Raw genomic sequence first — 17,316 nt, forward strand, 5'->3', positions numbered from 1 at the left:
ATCGTTAGCTCAGTTGGTAGAGCAGTGGACTTTTAATCCATTGGTCCCGCGTTCGAGTCGCGGACGATCCACCATATATTGCTTTGCAATTTTTTAATGCTTTAGCAAATCATAGATTTGCTCTTGCGAAGCTAAAAACGTCTCCCAGACGTTTTCTTAACGCTTCTCAGGATCGTTAGCTCAGTTGGTAGAGCAGTGGACTTTTAATCCATTGGTCCCGCGTTCGAGTCGCGGACGATCCACCATATCCAAAGCCCTTATCGAATTGATAAGGGCTTTTTTATACCCTTGATTTTGTAACGCTATGATTTAGGCTAGCAGTTTAGGTTAGAAAAATAAAAATCACCTAGTTGAACTTATCTTTGATTGTATCAAATAGCTTGCCTAACGTTTAGCAAAGAAAAAAGCCAAACCATTAAAGGTTTGGCTTTTAACAGCATCGCTGTCCGAAGCTGTCGAGATAGGCTATGACTTTTAGTATAGCTTATTTTTGGTATGGGTAGTTAGGTGATGTACTTAATACATAGCCTGTTGCCCCGCCCGCTGCTGCACCGATTGCCGCAGCTTTACCGATGTCGTTACGGTTGCCATCTGATTTTGCCAGTGCACCTAATGCTGCACCCGCTACCGCGCCTTGCGTCGCCGCGCGAGAAGAGCCTTGGGTAGTGACGCGGTTGCCATAGGCATCAGTGGTTGCACACGCTGTCAATGCTGTTGAACCAACAAGTGTCGCAAGTACCGCAAGTGTTTTAAGTGATTTCATACTTTTCTCCAGTAGGGTTTCCATTTGCAAAAATGTCAGGTGCTTTTAGCAACTTACGGAAGTTATATTAGCGTAAATTTTTTACCCTATTGTTATGAATAAAGACTGATTTATATGTATTTTGTAAGTAACCTTACTATAGTTTGGACAACAAATAGCTTACTCAAGGTTGCGTTAACTTTTTCCACAATACCGAGCATATATTAAGCATGATAACTGTTTAATAAATCGGTGAATTGCGCTTCAGTGACCACTTTTACCCCCAGTTTTTCGGCATTGGCAAGTTTACTGCCCGCTTTTTCGCCTGCGAGCAGTGCGGTGGTCTTGGCAGAAACACTGCCTGAGACTTTTGCCCCTAATGATTGCAGTTTGGCCTTGGCTTCATCACGTCCCATGCCTTCAAGCGTGCCTGTAATGACCCAACTTTGACCTTTAAGCGGCTGATTGCCTTCAGGCACTTGACTGACAGGCTGCCAATGAATGCCCGCTTGTAATAATCGATTGATGACTTCGATATTGTGCTCGGCATGAAAAAACTCAAAAATCGAGTCTGCAGTTTTTTCACCGACATCGGGGGTTTTTTGTAACGCTTCGATACTCGCTGCCATGAGCGGCTGCAAGTCGCCAAATTGCATGGCTAAATTCATCGCCGTGCTCTCGCCTACGCCACCAATACCCAAAGCAAAGATAAACCGCGGTAATGTCGTATCTTTACTTTTTTCAATGGCAGCCAGCATATTGTCGACAGATTTTTCCCCCAATTTTTCAAGGTTGATAAGCGCGTCGCGGTGATTGCTCAGCGCATAAATATCTGCGACATTTTTAACAATGCCCTGCTCAAAAAAGTTAATCAACCAGCGCTCACCGAGCCCGTCGATATCCATCGCTTTACGACTGACAAAGTGAATCAGTGCTTCTTGTTGCTGGGCTGGGCAAAATAACCCCCCTGTACATCGTGCCAGCGCTTCACCTTCTGGCATGATAACGGGTGAATCACACACCGGGCAATGCGTCGGCAGGCTCACCACTTGGGCATTGGCAGGGCGCTCGTCCGTCCAAACGCGCGTAACTTTGGGAATGACATCACCGGCACGGTGTACGCTGACCATGTCCCCTGCTCGGATATCTAAACGCTGAATTTCACCGATATTATGCAGGGTCACATTGCTAACAGTGACACCACCGACATTGACAGGTTCAAGCTTGCCCACGGGCGTCAACTGACCTGTGCGCCCTACTTGCCATTCAATCGCATTTAGGCGGGTCATCACGGTTTCGGCAGGGAATTTATAGGCGGTTGCCCAGCGTGGCTCACGGCTTAAAAAGCCTAATTGCTCTTGCAAGGCTAAACTATTGACCTTAATCACCGTGCCATCAATTTCAAAGGGTAAGCGACTGCGTTTTTCAATCACCGATAGATAATACGCTTGCAGCTGCGCGGCTGTTTGCACGATTTTGATATCGCTAATGCTAAAGCCCAACGCTTTTAGCCAAAAAAGCGCATCGGATTGGGTGGTAATCTCAGCGGGCAAGCCTTGATTGACGGAATAGGCATAAAACGCCAGCGGACGACTTTTGGCGATATTGGGATCAAGCTGGCGCAAACTTCCTGCGGCAGCGTTACGCGGATTGGCAAAGGTTTTCTCCCCTTTTGCTTGGGCATCACGGTTGAGCCTTGCAAACCCTGCTTTGGGCATGAGTACTTCGCCGCGCACTTCTAAGCGCGGTATATCAATCGGCAACTGCAGCGGTAGATTTCGAATAGTACGCACATTTTGGGTAATATCTTCGCCCGTTTGACCATCGCCGCGCGTGACCGCTTGGATAAATTGCCCGTTTTGGTACAACAGTGAAACCGCAAGCCCGTCAAGTTTGAGCTCGACTTCATATTCGGGGTTTTGCTGATTGTCTGCCAAACGATCATTGACCCGTCGCATAAAGTTCTGTAAATCATCAAAAGTAAATAAATTACCCAGTGACAGCATGGGTATTTGGTGGGTGACTTGGGTAAAAAACGGCAACGGCTTGTCGCCTACTTGGTTGGTAGGGCTATCGCTTTGTACCAATTCAGGATGGGCGGTTTCTAGTGCCACCAGTTCTTGGCGAAGTTGGTCGTATTCGCTATCTTCTAACAGCGGATTATCTAGGACGTAGTAAGCGTGGTTATGTTGTTTTAGCTGTGCAATGAGTTTGCGCATTTGCGCTGTAATAGCGGCTGTGTTCATAATCATGATGCTTTAAAAAAGATAACGGATATTTTACAACAAAGTGATGGCTTACTTGGTCAATTTTTTCAGTCATCAGGTCAGTCAAAACAATAAATATTTTGACCATAAAACTTTTGATAATAAAACTTTTTACAATAAAAAAAGGCACTCGCGAGGAGTACCTTGTTTCATTTTAATAAAATCTATCGACCAAAATTAATGGCAAGCTCGCGCATGGCTTGGGTGTTTTCTTTGTTAATCGGCTCGCCTGTATCGTCATATACCGTGGCATTTAGGTCATTGGCAAGCAATCCTGCAATACTCATCATGCTATCAAAGCCTTGAACAGGGCGTGGGTGTGGTAATGATAAAAATAATACCAAGCCTTTCATGGTTTGCGTCGGTAGTCGATTGAGATCGAAAGGTGAAATACCTTCATTATCAATCATCATCAGACTAAACCACAATAAGCCTGTCCCGTCTTTGTTTTCGTAGCGATGGAACATGTTCATCGCACCAAACTTCAAGCCATACTTGTCAATCAGCTCTAACAGATAATCGCCTTTAATGTCGACAAACTGCTGATTAGGAAAAATACTGATGTTGATATTTTGAATCGCGTTGTTGAGTGGGCTGTTTTGTTCTTCGTCAATTTGCGCTTGGATATGGGTGTCCAAAATTGGGCTGTTATCGGTAAAGCTGTCATTTTTTAGCTGATTTTCATCGAAAGTATGCACAACAGGGCTGATAGTCTCTGTGGCATTGGCGAGCATGCTAAAAGCGTCGTTTTCGTTTTCCACAAATGTATTGGTTTCTGCCAATAATTTGTCATTGGCAGATTTAGTGACATTAGCATTGGCAAAACCGCCACTGGCTGGATAGTTGTCTAGGTGCAACTCGGTATCGTCCGCGCTTAGCTTTACTTCGCCTTTAGGATTGTCGGGTGTGATTTCTGCTTTAAACAGCTGGCTTTCTTCGGGCTCAGGGCGCTGATGGCGTGGAATAATAGGTAGACCATCTTTGTCATGTTCAATCGCGTCAGTCGCTAATACATCTTGGTTTTTTTGACGAATGGATTTTAGTAGCGTGTAAATACCCCAAACGATAGCAACAACCGCAAGAATGATAAGAATAAGCTGAGTGATAGACATAAACAACGACCTTTGAGAAAGACGATAACGACCCTGTTTGTAGTGTAAAAATTTTTACATCGGTATTTTTGCCGTTATACTATCATGACTTCATAAAATCAGCTAGAAAAAACCGTGACAAGGCTTGACTTTTTGCGTATTTGACAGGTGAAAATCGCTTATGCCAAATAAGCTTCCACCTCAGTCATATCCACACTGACCAGCTTGGACACCCCTGCCGTTGGCATGGTCACACCTTTGAGCTCGTCAGCAATTTGCATGGCAAGTTTGTTATGACTGATAAAAACAAACTGCACGTCTTTGGCAAGCTGCTCAATTAAGCGGGTAAAGCGCGCGACATTGGCGTCATCGAGCGGCGCATCGACTTCATCGAGCACACAAAATGGCGCAGGCTGCTGTTTAAAAATAGCAAAGATTAAACTTAACGCCGTCAAGGTTTTCTCACCGCCCGATAACAGGGCTAGCCGGCTATTCTTTTTGCCTTTCGGCTGCGCCATAAGTTCTAGCCCTGTCTGCCAGCCTTTGCCGCTGCCATCTTTGACATTGGTATGGTCTGATAACACCAGCTGCGCTTGCCCGCCACCGAACACTTGGGTAAATAGCTTGTTAAGTTCGATATTGACTTGGGTCAACATATCCATAAAAAGCTGTTTGGTCTGACTGTCAATCTGCTGGATAGCAAGTTGCAATTTTTCAATGCTTGCGGTCAAATCCGAGATTTGCTCAGCAAGGGGCGCTAAGCGGCTGTTTACTTCGCTGAGCTCAGCTACCGCGGCATGATTGACTGCCCCAAGATTAACCACCTGTAATGCTAACTGGTCGAGTTGTCGCTGTAGTTGCTCGCGTTTGCTGCCACTCATTAAGTCAATATTGTCGGTTTTTGGCACGGTGATTTTGCGACTAGTCAATTGCTCACCAATCAATGCCACGTTTTGTTTTGCTAGTGCCAATGCGGTGTCGGTGGTGTGATATTGCTGTTGTAGTTGGCTTAACTGCTGCTGAGACTCTTGCACACCCAATTGCGCTTGATGTAGCTCGATTTCCATGGTTTGCAAGGTGATTGTCAATTGCGTAACGCTGTCATTGACGGTTTGCAGTTGCGTCGAGTCCACCGTGAGTTGCTGTTGTAGCTGGGGCAAGCGTGCCTGCTGCTCGCTAATTTTATGACTCAGCAGCTGCTGCTCACTGGTGAATCTTGCTTGGTCTTGCTCAGCTTTGGCAAGTTGCTGCTCACTTGCGGTGATTTGCAATTGTCCGGTTGCCAGTGTTTGGGTGATGCGATTTTGTTGTTGTTCTAGCTCGCGCTGTTGACTGGCAAACTGGTTTAAGCGTTCATCGAGTAACTGGCGTTCGCTGATTTGTTGCTGTAATTGCGGTTGTAAATGCGAAAGCGTGTTGCTTAGCTCATACACCCGCTGTTGTTCTTGCTGCAATTTGTCCGCAAAACCTAGCCCCTCTTGTTGTAGACGCTCGCTGTCACTGTCGAGGCGTTTTTTATCTTGATTAAGTTTATCGAGTGCAGATTGATAGCGATACTGCTGTTGTAGTTTTTGTTGCTGGCATTGCTGTTGTTGCTGGGTTAGGCTTAGCAGTTGATTACGCGCGGTTCGGTCTTGCGCTTGCCATTCTTGCAGACTAACCTTCGCTTGTTGCAAGCGATCGGCTAGACGCTGCAGTTGCGGTTGTTGCTGCGCCAAGTGTTCATCGAGCTCTTCAATACGGGCTTCATTCATCAACTGCTGGCTAAAACTGATAACCTGCTGACCCTCCGCTTGCAACAAATGGCTTAGGTTAATCAGCAGCTGCTGATTACAGAGTATCAGCTGTTGCGCTGAGGTATGCACCAGCAACCAATTGCCCATTGGCAAGCTATCGAGCAGCCCTTTATCCTGCACATCTACCCAGTCAAGTGGCGTCGCACTGATCCATACCTGCTGAAAAATAGCCAGATTGGGCGCCGCAATCAAAGCAGACAGTGGCAAACAACCGTCTATTATATGGCTGTTCGCTGTGTGATTTTTCGAGGTGTGATGTAAAGCTGATTGATTATCAATAAACACCGCATGGTCATGGATGATTTGGGCAAAATCTTGGTCAGCCGCGATAGACCATTTGGCAAATACCGTAACTAGGGTATCAAAAACATTGGCATACCCCTTACCTGTTTCGGTCAATTGCAGTTGACTGATAAGTTTTGGCAAACTGCTAGTATGTTCTTGATTGGGTGACTGATAGATAACTTGGTCAAGGGCAGTTTCTTGTTGTGCTAGCAAATTTTGTAGTGTTGCTTGCTCGGTTTGCCACGCTTGGTACTGCTGCTCAGCTTGGCGATGCTGACGGGTTAAGCTGTCAACTTCATCGGCTTGGTCAGCGATAGATTCTTGACGGGCGATGATATTGGCTTCAAGACGTTCAATCTCATCACTGATTCTCGTTATTTGCGTGTCTAGCTCGTTGTCATCAAACGCTGCAAATTGCTGGTCAAATATGGCCTTAGCAGTCTGCCATGCCAATACGGCTTTGTCATGTTCGCTTTGGCGTTGTTGTTGGCGCTGTTGTTGGCTGGCATGGTGCTTGAGCGCATTTTCACTCACGGCAAGATTTTTTTCTACGTCTTGCTTTTGCTTATTTAACGCCACTAAATTTTTCGCAATGTGCTCACGCTGCTGTTTGCAATCATCTTGCTCCTCACGCAATTGTCGCAACTGTGCGGTGAGCTGTTCAAGCTTTGCAGGTAAGCCTTCAATACGCATTTGTGCTTGCTGTTTTTGTGCTTGCAACGCTTGTTGATACTCGGCAAAACGACCCAGTTCAACATTGAGGATATTCAGGCGTTGTTGCTCATTGGCAAGGGCTTGTTCAGCTTGTTTCAGTAGACTTTGCGTTTCATGCTGCTGCTGCCAATAATCCTTAGCAAGATTTTGCTGGGTTTGTAGCGTGTGCTGTTGCTCAGTCACAGCCTGCTGGGCAAGTTGCTGCTGCTCGATTAATCCTTCAATCAATACTTGCTGGGCATCCACACGCTCACGCATCGCTTGAAAATCTGCCGCGAGTGTTTGCTGTTTTTGCCATGCCTGCCCATAGTCATCAATGAGTAGCTGCTCACTGATCGTCTGCTGCGCTTGTTGCCATTGCTGGGCTTGTTGTGCCGTTTTGGCTTGTTTTTCTAGGCGTTTTTGTTGGCTGGTCAGTTCGCTGACCATATCATGTAGCCTCGCTAAATTATCGCTTGCGGTATCGAGCTGTTTTTGGGTGTCATCACGCCGGCTTTGGTAGCGCGACACGCCCGACGCCTCTTCGATAAACTCTCGTAGCTGCAGCGCATTGGCATCAATGATGCGCCCTATCATACCCTGCTCAATCACCGCATACGAGCGCGCGCCAAGACCTGTGCCCAAAAAAATATCGACCACATCGCGGCGACGCACTTTGGTGCCATTGATAAAGTAATCGGATTTGCCTTCTTTATTGATTTGCCGACGTACCGATAATTCTTGATAGAGATTGAGCGCGTGGTGGATGCCGCTGCTACCATCTTCGCCGCGGGTATGTTCAAACACCAATTCTACGCTTGCCAAGCTTTTGGCGGACTTGTCTTCTGTACCTGCAAAGATGACATCACTCATCGCGCCGCCGCGAAGCTGCTTGGCGGAGTATTCACCGAGCACCCAGCGGATGGCATCAATCACATTGGATTTGCCGCAGCCGTTGGGTCCGACAATCGCGGTGATGGTTTTGGGGAAATGAAACGTTGTAGGGTTGGCAAAGGATTTAAAGCCTGCCAGTTTGAGCTGTTTTAACCGCATGTTGCTAGAGTATAGGTATCAAAAAAAGGCGCTTATTTTAGCAAAATTTTAGCGATTATTCATTAAATCTATGCTGACTTGATTTATGCTAACTGGGTACACACAAATCAGGCTAAACCTGCTAAAGCCTTAAGTTGATAAATCTGCCATGGCATAAAAAAAAGCATAAAAAAAACCGCTAAGTGGATTAGCGGTTTTATCAATCATGTTTTCGCCACTATTATTTTGCCGGTGACGCAGTAGCAGTCGCGGTATTTGCCGTTGCAGTCGCGGTATTGGCAGGTACAGAAGCGGTTGTGGTGGTCGTTGTCGTCGTGGTGGTGGTTTCAGTTTTGGCTTCTTCTTTTTTGCCACAACCCACAAGGCTGATGACCGTCACTAATGCGATTAATAATTTATTCATAGTTTTCTCCAAAAAGGGTTAATGTAATCATCCATCTGATAACTTGATAGTCCGATAACTATATGATCCCAATAACTATATCACTAGGTCAATCAGTATCACTAGGTTAATCAGTTTATAAAACCTCAACTTAATTTTATCAATCATGTTATCAAGGCGTCATGGCATTTTATGAGTTTTCTGACCGTTTGGATAGCGGTTGTGACGATTTTTTTAAGGGTTTTATGTAAATATTTATGCGTATCATCAGTCAATACGCCCAATACACTAAATTTTACCCACGCGATTGTGTGCTACAATAATCATTAAAAATTAACCACTAAAATTTAATCGCTGAAAATTTTTAAAAGAACTATTGCTATGTCTATGCTGCTCTCCTCACCCAATGTTCAAGCCGTTCGCGCTTATTTACTTGATTTACAAGACCGTATTTGCCAAGCGCTAGAAAACCAAGAAGCCACTGGCGGCTTTAATCTATATGCTGAAGGTGCCAGCAACGCCAAATTTGTCGCCGATGTTTGGGAAAGACCCATTGAGCAAGGCACCCATCAAAATTTGGGCGGTGGTCGCTCCAATGTACTCCAAGGTGGCAAAGTGATTGAAAAAGGCGGGGTGATGTTTAGCCACATTATTATCAACCATCTGCCAGCCACTGCCACCGCTCGCCACCCTGAACTTGCCGGTCGCCAAGCGCAAGCGCTCGGTGTCTCGCTGGTGATTCATCCGACCAATCCCAACGTGCCAACCAGTCACGCCAACGTGCGCATGTTTATCGCGGAAAAAGAAGGCTACGAGCCGATTTGGTGGTTTGGTGGGGGCTTTGATTTGACGCCATTTTATCCCGTGATGGAAGACTGTGTGCATTGGCACCAAGTGTGTCATGATTTGTGCGCGCCGTTTGGGGCAGACGTTTATCCCAAGTTCAAAACTTGGTGCGATGAGTATTTTTATTTAAAGCATCGTAACGAACAACGTGGCATCGGCGGCTTGTTTTATGATGATTTGAACACCCTTAGTATGGGTTGGGATTTTGATAAATGCTTTGCCTTTATGCAGGCGGTAGGCAATGGCTATCTTGAAGGTATTATCCCAATTTTTGAGAAACGCAAACACACGCGCTATAGCGAGTCGCAGCGTAATTTTCAGTTATATCGCCGCGGTCGCTATGTCGAATACAATCTGGTGTATGACCGCGGCACCTTGTTTGGCTTGCAATCAAACGGGCGCATTGAGTCGATTTTGGTTAGTCTGCCGCCGCTCACCGGCTGGGAATATCGTTATGAGCCCATTGCAGGAACGCCTGAATTTGAACTCACGGATTTTTATCTAAAACCCAGAGATTGGCTAAATTTCAAAGCTTAATAAGACACAATCTTAATAAAAAACAATAAAAAAGGGCAATCACAGTTGCCCTTTTTTTAATGGGCGATTAACCCATTAGATTTGGTTGTACGATTTCTATCCAGTAGCCATCTGGATCCAAGATGAAGGCAATATCTTTCATCGCACCTTCTTCAGGGCGTTTTTTAAAGGTGACTTGATGTTGCTCAAACCAGGCAACCGCTTCTTGCAGATTTGGCACGGCAAAACAAATATGCCCGAATCCTTGTGGTTCGCTGTTGCCACTGTGATAATGAAACTCTGCATCAGACTCAGTGCCATAATTATGGGTCAATTCTAGCACCCCTGGCTGACTAAAGGTAAATGCGGCTAAAGCGGCGGTATCGGTCGGCAAATTTGCCACCTGTTCATCGGTGAGCTTTGCCAAAAAATACAAATCAAATTCCGCTTGTGGATAGCGTTTGGTTTGTAGTAGCGTCATGCCTAATACATCTTGATAAAAAGCCAACGACACTTGCGGGTCTTTCACCCTAAGCATGGTGTGATTAAAGATAAACTCATTGGTAGCGGACAAGTTTGACATAGTGATCCTTATTGTAATATGCCTCTAAAAGAAAAAACCTTAAAAGAAAGACGTTGACTAAACTTCATTAATAGCGACAGTTTGCCAAAAATTCAATACTTTTTAATTTTACTTAACTTTTGGGTAAAAATATAGCCTTCATTTCTCATAACATCATGGTTCATAACATTACCCTTAGGTAAGTTACTCAATTCGCTATTTACTATTCACTATTCGCTATTCAATACTGGCTACTCAATAAATGTCACTTTACCCGTGTCCAAATCATACACCGCCCCAACAATAATTAAGCTACCATTATTAACCGCATCTTCAAGAATGCGAGAGCCGTGTTTGAGCTGGGTGACTGACATACGCACGTTGGCTTTAATACCCCGATTAATCAACTCTTGCGCGTCAATGTCTTGTCCATTGGCAGTATAGATTTCATGCAAGTTGTAAACACTGGGACGGATACGGTCAACAATCGAACGTAAATTGGGGGAAAACTGCTGATCAGGATTGATCAGTGTCTCCACACAAGCCGTCACCGCGCCGCAATGTGAATGACCCAACACCACGACTAACTTGGTACCGAATTTTTCAGCGGCAAACTCAACCGAGCCAATCTGAGAGGGCGCGACTACGTTGCCTGCTACACGAATAACGAATAAATCGCCCAACCCTTGATCAAAGACAATCTCAGCGGGGACGCGCGCATCAGAACACCCCAAAATAATCGCAAACGGTTCATGCACATGGGTAAGTGCATTAGACGCTAGCAAGGTTGATTGGGGGTTTTGCAAATTCTCTACGAATCGTGCGTTGCCTTGTTTGAGCATCTCGAGCGCTTGCTCGGCAGTTTCTGGACGCGGTAAGTGACTGTTTGGCATTTGGTTTTCTCCTTTCACCCTATGATAATAACGAACTTTGTGATGATATAAAACGCGATATTTTTTATCAATTCAAACTTTTTAAAACTCAAAATTTTTTTCAAGACGGTTGTATAGCTACTATAATACCTCATCGCCTGCCACAGTAATATGCCCATCGGCTATTTGGTTCATAAATTGCGCATAATCTTGGGCATTGCGAGCGGCAGTTTGCTCGGCATACGCTTGCATGACAGGGATGATTTCATTACCATTGCCCAGATAGCCCATAAGCGTATCGGCATTGCCCGCTTTGGTATGCGCATGCGCTAAGGCATGTCCACAGCTTTCAATATATTCGTAAAAATGGGCAGCTGCCATGCTCTCAAGAGACGCCGAATACTTCATGTCCCGCAGCTGCCTGACATAAAAATCCATTTCAAAGTTATCGAGCGATGCATAGCCCAAGAAAATATCACTCGATGCCTGCATCAATTGTTGCCCCTCAACCACGCGTTTGCCTTGATGGCTAAATTGTTTTGCCAGTAAGGGTGTCAAGATAGACGCTTTGGCTTGCTTCATTTGCAATATCAGCGGCTCATGGTCGGCATCTTGGAATAATGCCACCGCACACACAGTACCGACACTTCCCACCCCAACTACTTTGAGCGCCACATCGGTAAAATCATACCGGTCAAACAACACCTGTCTATCTGACTTTAGGGTATCTCGATAAGCGTCAAAAAAAGCGTGGCTACCGCCAAAAAACGGCTGTCCCCGGCGTGGCGGTCGCTGCAACTCACCATCCGTTTTAAACGCGCGTAACCCTGTGACAGTATCACGCTCAGTCAATTTTGGCAGCATTTTTACCGCATCATTTTTTTTGGCTTTTTCAAAATCGGCATGACGGCGTTTACGAACAGTCACGTCTTCGGTATTTGCCAATATTTTATGGGCGTCGATTTTTTCATACCACACTTGTAGCGGTGACAAGCTACAATGCGCTTCTAATCCATCAAGGTAACTGGTCAGCAGTTTTTCTATCGCCTTATAGCCCACCGATTCTACATACTTAAAACTTTGACTGGCGATTAAAATACTGGCGACCAGTCGCTGCAAATCCCATTCAAATGGTGCAACGATGGTTTCATCAAAATCATTGATGCCAAATAATAAATTGCGTTCAGGACTGGCATAACCACCAAAATTACTGACATGACAATCGCCGCAAATCTGCTGAAATAACCCAGAATGTTGCCCCTGCCATGCTTGGTCAAACAGCATCAAAGCGGGCATCCCGCGAAAAAAAGTAAACGGCGATACACTCATGCGCTTGGCTCGTATGGGTAGTAACGCTGTCAACCGACCTTGATTCGACCAATGATAAAGACTGAGCGCGTCGATGGCAGTCGGACGTTGGCTGATGGCAGCCAAGGTTTTTAATGGGTACGCCTTACGCTGCTGTTTGCCGAGCGCAATACTATCTGCTTGGGTTAGTAGTTTGCCTTGGTAGCGATGGCGCGTCAAATCCACACACTGAGCATGCTGTAAGGATTTTGGTAAAGCAATAGCGATGGGCAGCGCGGCTGTTGCGTGTGTTGCTGTTTTTTTGGTGGCTGTTTCTTTAGCGGCTGGTTTTTTTGCGGGTATTTTGTTAGCCGTGGTTTGAGAAGCCGTATTGTTTGCGCCTGTTTGAGTGGTTGTTGTTTGGGCATTTGTTGTTTGAGTGGCTGTTTGAGTCGTTGGGTCTTGAGGCTTTTTTCTGCTAGGCATATATTGTCTCTTAAATGTTCAATCGGTCACTGGCTAAATTATCATCACATAAAAGTCGTTCAAGCTTGCTATTTTAATGACTTTGGTAAAAAGTTACGTTGCTTATTTGTGCCAAATCAACCCCTTATTATCGACTAAAATTAGCCACTAAAATTTTATGAATAGCAGGTGAATTTTCAGTAACATTTTTTAAGTTTAGCCGTTATACTGAACGCAACTTTTAACTGTATTTTCACAGGTGAAACTATCGAAAAACTCTGTATTTATGTTGTCATGCTGATTGCGCTTTGACCCTATCATAAATATGCCATTTTAGCCCGCTATTTTAGCCTTGCCGTGAGATTGTGCCTATGTCTGCATCAACGTCCGCATCAACGCCACAAACCACCCTAAACGCACCATCAGCTATGCCTGATAGCGCCCAGCCGACCAACCAAAAACCTGTACTACTACAAATCCGTCATTTATCCAAATCTTATGGCGACACCCAAATTTTGCAAAATATCAATCTAGATATTTATGACGGGGAGTTTTTGACGCTGCTGGGTCCTTCTGGCTGTGGCAAAACTACCCTACTACGCTTGATTGGCGGGTTTGAGCTGCCCAATGCCGGTAGTTTGCAGTTAGAAGGGGTTGATATTGCAGGCTTACCTGCGGAAAAACGTCCGATTAATACGGTGTTTCAGCAGTATGCCCTGTTTCCGCACATGAACGTGTACGACAATATCGCCTATGGACTAAAACTTAAAGGCGTGCCCAAAACCGAAATCGACCAGCGCGTGCGTGAAGCGCTGGCAATGGTACAACTTGACCATACCATCAATCGTCGTCCGCAAGATTTGTCGGGAGGTCAGCAGCAGCGTATCGCCATCGCCCGTGCTGTGGTCAATCGCCCAAAAATGCTGCTACTTGATGAACCTCTATCAGCGCTCGATGCCAAACTACGTGAGCAAATGCAATCAGAACTCAAACGCTTGCAGCGTGAACTGGGTATTACCTTTGTGTTCGTGACCCACGACCAACAAGAAGCCTTGTCGATGTCTGACCGGATTGCCGTCATGAAAAACGGCGTATTCCAGCAAATTGATACGCCCATTGGCATCTATGAATCGCCTGCCAATTTATTTACCGCAAGCTTTATTGGCGAGACCAATTTGTTTAAAGGAAAAGTGCTAGCGGTCAACCCAGCCACCATCAAAGTGGAAGTGGTCGAGCAAAATGACGGCTTTCATCCGATTCGTGAATTGCCCCGTCCAAAATTTGACGTGCAAGTCGGTCAAAATGTCAACTTACTGCTGCGTCCTGAAGATATCCGCGTGTACTACACCCATGAAGGTCATGAAGGCTTAATCGGCAACGTGGTAGACAGTGCTTATAAAGGCAGTACCCTAGATTCTGTGATTCGATTAAAAAACGGTAATATCGTCAAAACGTCCGAGTATTTTAACGAAGACGATCCAAATTTTAACTATAAACTGGGTCAAGAAGTGCGTATTGACTGGGTCGATGGTTGGGAGTGGATTTTGCCAGATGAATAATACTACTTCACCTTCGAACTCTAGCGTTTCGACTGCTACCGTGCCTGCCGCTGTTATGACAAAACAAGGCGGGCGCGGCTTTCAGCGTGCGACCCTGTTTGTGATTTGGGCATGGCTGATTATTTTTGCCTTGATTCCCAATATCTTGGTGATTGCCGCCAGTTTTTTGACTCGGGATGAAGATAAGTTTTTAACACTGCCGGTCACCCTCGAAAACTATATTCGCTTGATTGATCCGCTTTATTTAAAAGTGTTTTTACATTCGCTGTCGATGGCAGGGATGACGACGATTATCTGTTTGCTGCTCGGTTATCCATTTGCCTACTTGGTCAGTAAAGCCGATAAAAAATGGCAGTCATTATTGATGTTAATGCTAGTGATTCCGTTTTGGACCAACTCATTGGTGCGTCTGTATGCGGTGAAACTCATTATGGCGGCCAATGGTCTACTCAGCACCATGCTGATTAACCTTGGGCTTATCAACGAGCCACTGCAAATTTTATATACCCAAAAAGCAGTGATTGGCGGCTTGGTGTATTTGCTGTTTCCGTTTATGGTACTGCCCCTGTATGCGGTATTTGTGGATTTGCGTGACGATTATATTTTGGCATCCAAAGATTTGGGCGCTAACAAGCTACAAACCTTTTGGCACGTGATTTTGCCACTCACTACGCCCGGGATTATTTCAGGGGTATTGCTGGTACTGTTGCCTGCCATGGGCATGTTTTATGTGGCGGATATCTTGGGCGGTTCGCGCAACTTGCTGGTGGGTAATATCATCAAATCGCAGTTTTTGGATGCCCGTGACTGGCCATTTGGTGCCGCGGCGTCCGTGCTATTGACGCTTGCCATGGCATTGCTGATTATGGCGTATCGAGCCAGCAGCAAACGCATTGGCAAAACTGACTACAACGAAGTGGCATAAGGGGGACGCTATGTCTAATACTATGAAATGGCTGTCTCGCCTGTATTTGACCATCGTATATCTGCTGATGTTCTCGCCGATTGCGGTGATGGTGATTTTCTCGTTTAATGCCTCAAAAGTCGGCTATCAGTGGGGCGGTTTTAGTACCCATTGGTACAGCGAGTTATTTAGTAATGCCGCGATGGTACAAGCTGCCATCAACTCAGTCATATTGGCGGTAGTGGCTGCGACGATTTCTACTGCGATTGGCGGTTTGACGGCGTTAGCGTTACAGCGTTATGACTTCAAAGGTAAATCGATACTACAAAGCTTGCTATTTGTGCTGATGATGTCGCCTGAGATTGTCTTGGCGATTTCGCTATTGGCGTTATTTTTGATTGTGGGGATACAGCTGGGTTTTGTGACGTTGCTAATTGCGCACATTACCTTTTGTCTGCCCTTTGTGGTGATTACGGTGACTGCGCGTCTATCTAGCCTCGACACCCGCGTGTTGGAAGCGGCGCGTGATTTGGGTGCCAATGAATTCACCATGATTCGTACCGTGCTTGTACCGATTATTTTGCCTGCGATTTTGGCGGGCTGGGTGCTTGCCTTTACCCTATCACTTGATGATGTGGTGGTATCGACGTTCAATACAGGACCTGAGTTTGAGATTTTACCATTACAGATTTATTCGATGGTGCGTGTCGGGGTAAAACCTGAAGTCAACGCCGTTGGCACAATCTTGCTCGCAATCTCACTACTGGGTCTGATTATCTCGCAGTTATTACTTGCCAAAAAGTCGATGAATCTACCATCGACCCAAAAACGTTAAGGAGACTTATATGATTTCTCGGATGCTCAATAGAAGACGTTTTTTAGGGTATGGCTTGGGTGTTGGCGGTGCCGTTTTAACAGGGGGGCTGGCAAGTAATCTAACGGGTTGTCAAAAATCGAGCGAAACCGCGACTAGCACTGCGGCGTCTGCGCCTACTGCCAGTCAAGGCGGCAAGGTTGTCAATGTCTATAACTGGACGGAGTATATCTCTGACCAAGTGCTTAAAGATTTTACCGCAGAGACAGGTATCGACGTTATTTATAGCACCTTTGATTCTAACGAAGCCATGTACGCCAAACTCAAACTGATGAATGGCAGTGGTGAGTATGATGTGGCGTTTCCAGGGACGGATTTTGTCGATAAAATGCGTAAAGAAGGGATGCTTGAGCCGCTTGACCATGCCAAATTGACCAATTTTGGCAACCTCGGCAAAACCTTTATCAATGCCCCTTTTGACCCTGAAAACAAGTTTAGTATTCCCTATCTGTGGGGCTCATCAGGCATTGCAGTCAATACCAAACGCATTGCTAAAGCAAGCTTGAGTAGCTGGAATGACTTATGGAAGCCAGAGTACGAAGGGCGCGTGATGCTGATGAATGACATCCGTGACGTGTTCACCATGAGTCTATTGACCCTTGGCTATAATGGCAGTACCAAAAACCCTGAAGCCATCAAACAGGCTTATGAAAAGCTCACCAAGCTGATGCCCAATGTGCGCACCTTTAACTCAGATGCACCGCGCATGCCGTTTATGGAAGGGGAAACTTACTTGGGCTTGGCTTGGAATGGTGAAGTCATCATGGCACAAGACCAAGGGATGCCAGAGCTGGACTTTGTGTATCCAAAAGAAGGCGCTATTATGTGGATGGATAACATGGTCATCCCCAAAAATGCCAAAAACAACGATAACGCCCATAAGTTTATCGATTTTATCTTGCGACCCAAATACGCTGCCATGATTAGTGAAGAAATCGGCTACGGCTCGCCCAATGAGGCGGCAAAAAAAGAAATGCCGCCTGAGCTTGCCAACAATCCGATTGTGTATCCGCCAGCTGATTTGCTAAAACACGCGATGTTTCGTGAAGACGTTGGGGATGAGATAATGGCGTTATATCAGCAGTATTGGGATAGGCTCAAAGTGGATATGTGATTTTTCAA

The 17,316-nt window shown here is 45.6% G+C and carries 13 protein-coding genes and 1 tRNA gene; 6 read left to right on the plus strand and 8 right to left on the minus strand.

The genetic code is table 11. The annotated features are described in order from the left end of the window. The first annotated feature begins 169 nt into the window (after positions 1-169). Positions 170-245, plus strand: a tRNA-Lys gene (locus ACH0AB_RS09780). Positions 246-484: 239 nt separating this feature from the next. Here the strand turns inward: ACH0AB_RS09780 and ACH0AB_RS09785 are convergent. From ACH0AB_RS09785 to ACH0AB_RS09805, 5 genes are all read right to left on the minus strand, one after another. Then, positions 485-763, minus strand: coding sequence for a lipoprotein (locus ACH0AB_RS09785; RefSeq protein WP_007115896.1), 279 nt, complete (start codon positions 761-763; stop codon positions 485-487). Positions 764-966: 203 nt separating this feature from the next. Next, positions 967-2,988 carry an NAD-dependent DNA ligase LigA gene (ligA, locus tag ACH0AB_RS09790; protein ID WP_406878050.1) on the minus strand — a complete coding sequence of 674 codons (2,022 nt, stop codon included), beginning with the start codon at positions 2,986-2,988 and terminating at the stop codon, positions 967-969. A gap of 185 nt (positions 2,989-3,173) precedes the next feature. Beyond that, positions 3,174-4,121, minus strand: coding sequence for a cell division protein ZipA C-terminal FtsZ-binding domain-containing protein (locus ACH0AB_RS09795; protein ID WP_096489174.1), 948 nt, complete (start codon positions 4,119-4,121; stop codon positions 3,174-3,176). A 158-nt stretch (positions 4,122-4,279) separates the two neighbouring features. Continuing rightward, a complete protein-coding gene (smc, locus tag ACH0AB_RS09800) occupies positions 4,280-7,927 on the minus strand; it encodes a chromosome segregation protein SMC (RefSeq protein ID WP_406878051.1) in 3,648 nt (1,215 codons plus the stop codon). Positions 7,928-8,147: 220 nt separating this feature from the next. Continuing rightward, positions 8,148-8,330: a hypothetical protein gene (locus ACH0AB_RS09805; RefSeq protein WP_201666021.1), complete on the minus strand. Its 183-nt coding sequence runs from the start codon at positions 8,328-8,330 to the stop codon at positions 8,148-8,150. Between the two features lie 366 nt (positions 8,331-8,696). Between ACH0AB_RS09805 and hemF the strand changes: the two genes are divergently transcribed. After that, positions 8,697-9,692 carry an oxygen-dependent coproporphyrinogen oxidase gene (hemF, locus tag ACH0AB_RS09810; RefSeq protein WP_406878059.1) on the plus strand — a complete coding sequence of 332 codons (996 nt, stop codon included), beginning with the start codon at positions 8,697-8,699 and terminating at the stop codon, positions 9,690-9,692. A gap of 67 nt (positions 9,693-9,759) precedes the next feature. Here hemF and gloA read toward each other — a convergent pair whose 3' ends face one another. From gloA to ACH0AB_RS09825, 3 genes are all read right to left on the minus strand, one after another. After that, entirely contained in the window at positions 9,760-10,254 is a 495-nt protein-coding gene (gloA, locus tag ACH0AB_RS09815; protein WP_313421601.1) for a lactoylglutathione lyase, read from the minus strand. Positions 10,255-10,484: 230 nt separating this feature from the next. After that, a complete protein-coding gene (locus ACH0AB_RS09820; protein ID WP_284035249.1) occupies positions 10,485-11,126 on the minus strand; it encodes a carbonic anhydrase in 642 nt (213 codons plus the stop codon). A 120-nt stretch (positions 11,127-11,246) separates the two neighbouring features. Continuing rightward, positions 11,247-12,878 carry a DUF2252 domain-containing protein gene (locus ACH0AB_RS09825; RefSeq protein ID WP_406878052.1) on the minus strand — a complete coding sequence of 544 codons (1,632 nt, stop codon included), beginning with the start codon at positions 12,876-12,878 and terminating at the stop codon, positions 11,247-11,249. Between the two features lie 350 nt (positions 12,879-13,228). Here ACH0AB_RS09825 and potA point away from each other — a divergent pair, with 350 nt between their 5' ends. From potA to ACH0AB_RS09845, 4 genes are read left to right on the plus strand one after another with little or no spacing between them, the layout of a single operon-like run. Beyond that, positions 13,229-14,416, plus strand: coding sequence for a spermidine/putrescine ABC transporter ATP-binding protein PotA (potA, locus tag ACH0AB_RS09830; protein WP_286171214.1), 1,188 nt, complete (start codon positions 13,229-13,231; stop codon positions 14,414-14,416). A 55-nt stretch (positions 14,417-14,471) separates the two neighbouring features. Continuing rightward, positions 14,472-15,341 (plus strand): spermidine/putrescine ABC transporter permease PotB, encoded by an 870-nt coding sequence (gene potB / locus ACH0AB_RS09835; protein WP_406878060.1) that lies wholly within the window; start codon positions 14,472-14,474, stop codon positions 15,339-15,341. A gap of 10 nt (positions 15,342-15,351) precedes the next feature. Continuing rightward, positions 15,352-16,155, plus strand: a complete 804-nt coding sequence (gene potC / locus ACH0AB_RS09840) for a spermidine/putrescine ABC transporter permease PotC (protein WP_198510933.1) — start codon at positions 15,352-15,354, stop codon at positions 16,153-16,155. A gap of 10 nt (positions 16,156-16,165) precedes the next feature. Continuing rightward, positions 16,166-17,308 (plus strand): ABC transporter substrate-binding protein, encoded by a 1,143-nt coding sequence (locus ACH0AB_RS09845; protein WP_406878053.1) that lies wholly within the window; start codon positions 16,166-16,168, stop codon positions 17,306-17,308. Positions 17,309-17,316: the final 8 nt, after the last annotated feature.

Source organism: Moraxella sp. 179-F 1C4 NHS (genome assembly GCF_045370505.1).
In the GTDB taxonomy this organism is placed as follows: Bacteria; Pseudomonadota; Gammaproteobacteria; order Pseudomonadales; family Moraxellaceae; genus Faucicola; species Faucicola tetraodonis.

Excerpts from the sequence above, each read along its gene's own strand:
- ACH0AB_RS09825 (WP_406878052.1), bottom strand. The coding sequence starts at position 12,878 with ATGCCTAGCAGAAAAAAGCCTCAAGACCCAACGACTCAAACAGCCACT.
- smc (WP_406878051.1), bottom strand. The coding sequence starts at position 7,927 with ATGCGGTTAAAACAGCTCAAACTGGCAGGCTTTAAATCCTTTGCCAAC.
- ACH0AB_RS09845 (WP_406878053.1), top strand. The coding sequence starts at position 16,166 with ATGATTTCTCGGATGCTCAATAGAAGACGTTTTTTAGGGTATGGCTTG.
- potC (WP_198510933.1), top strand. The coding sequence starts at position 15,352 with ATGTCTAATACTATGAAATGGCTGTCTCGCCTGTATTTGACCATCGTA.
- hemF (WP_406878059.1), top strand. The coding sequence starts at position 8,697 with ATGCTGCTCTCCTCACCCAATGTTCAAGCCGTTCGCGCTTATTTACTT.
- gloA (WP_313421601.1), bottom strand. The coding sequence starts at position 10,254 with ATGTCAAACTTGTCCGCTACCAATGAGTTTATCTTTAATCACACCATG.
- potB (WP_406878060.1), top strand. The coding sequence starts at position 14,472 with ATGACAAAACAAGGCGGGCGCGGCTTTCAGCGTGCGACCCTGTTTGTG.
- ACH0AB_RS09820 (WP_284035249.1), bottom strand. The coding sequence starts at position 11,126 with ATGCCAAACAGTCACTTACCGCGTCCAGAAACTGCCGAGCAAGCGCTC.
- ligA (WP_406878050.1), bottom strand. The coding sequence starts at position 2,988 with ATGAACACAGCCGCTATTACAGCGCAAATGCGCAAACTCATTGCACAG.
- ACH0AB_RS09785 (WP_007115896.1), bottom strand. The coding sequence starts at position 763 with ATGAAATCACTTAAAACACTTGCGGTACTTGCGACACTTGTTGGTTCA.
- ACH0AB_RS09805 (WP_201666021.1), bottom strand. The coding sequence starts at position 8,330 with ATGAATAAATTATTAATCGCATTAGTGACGGTCATCAGCCTTGTGGGT.
- potA (WP_286171214.1), top strand. The coding sequence starts at position 13,229 with ATGTCTGCATCAACGTCCGCATCAACGCCACAAACCACCCTAAACGCA.
- ACH0AB_RS09795 (WP_096489174.1), bottom strand. The coding sequence starts at position 4,121 with ATGTCTATCACTCAGCTTATTCTTATCATTCTTGCGGTTGTTGCTATC.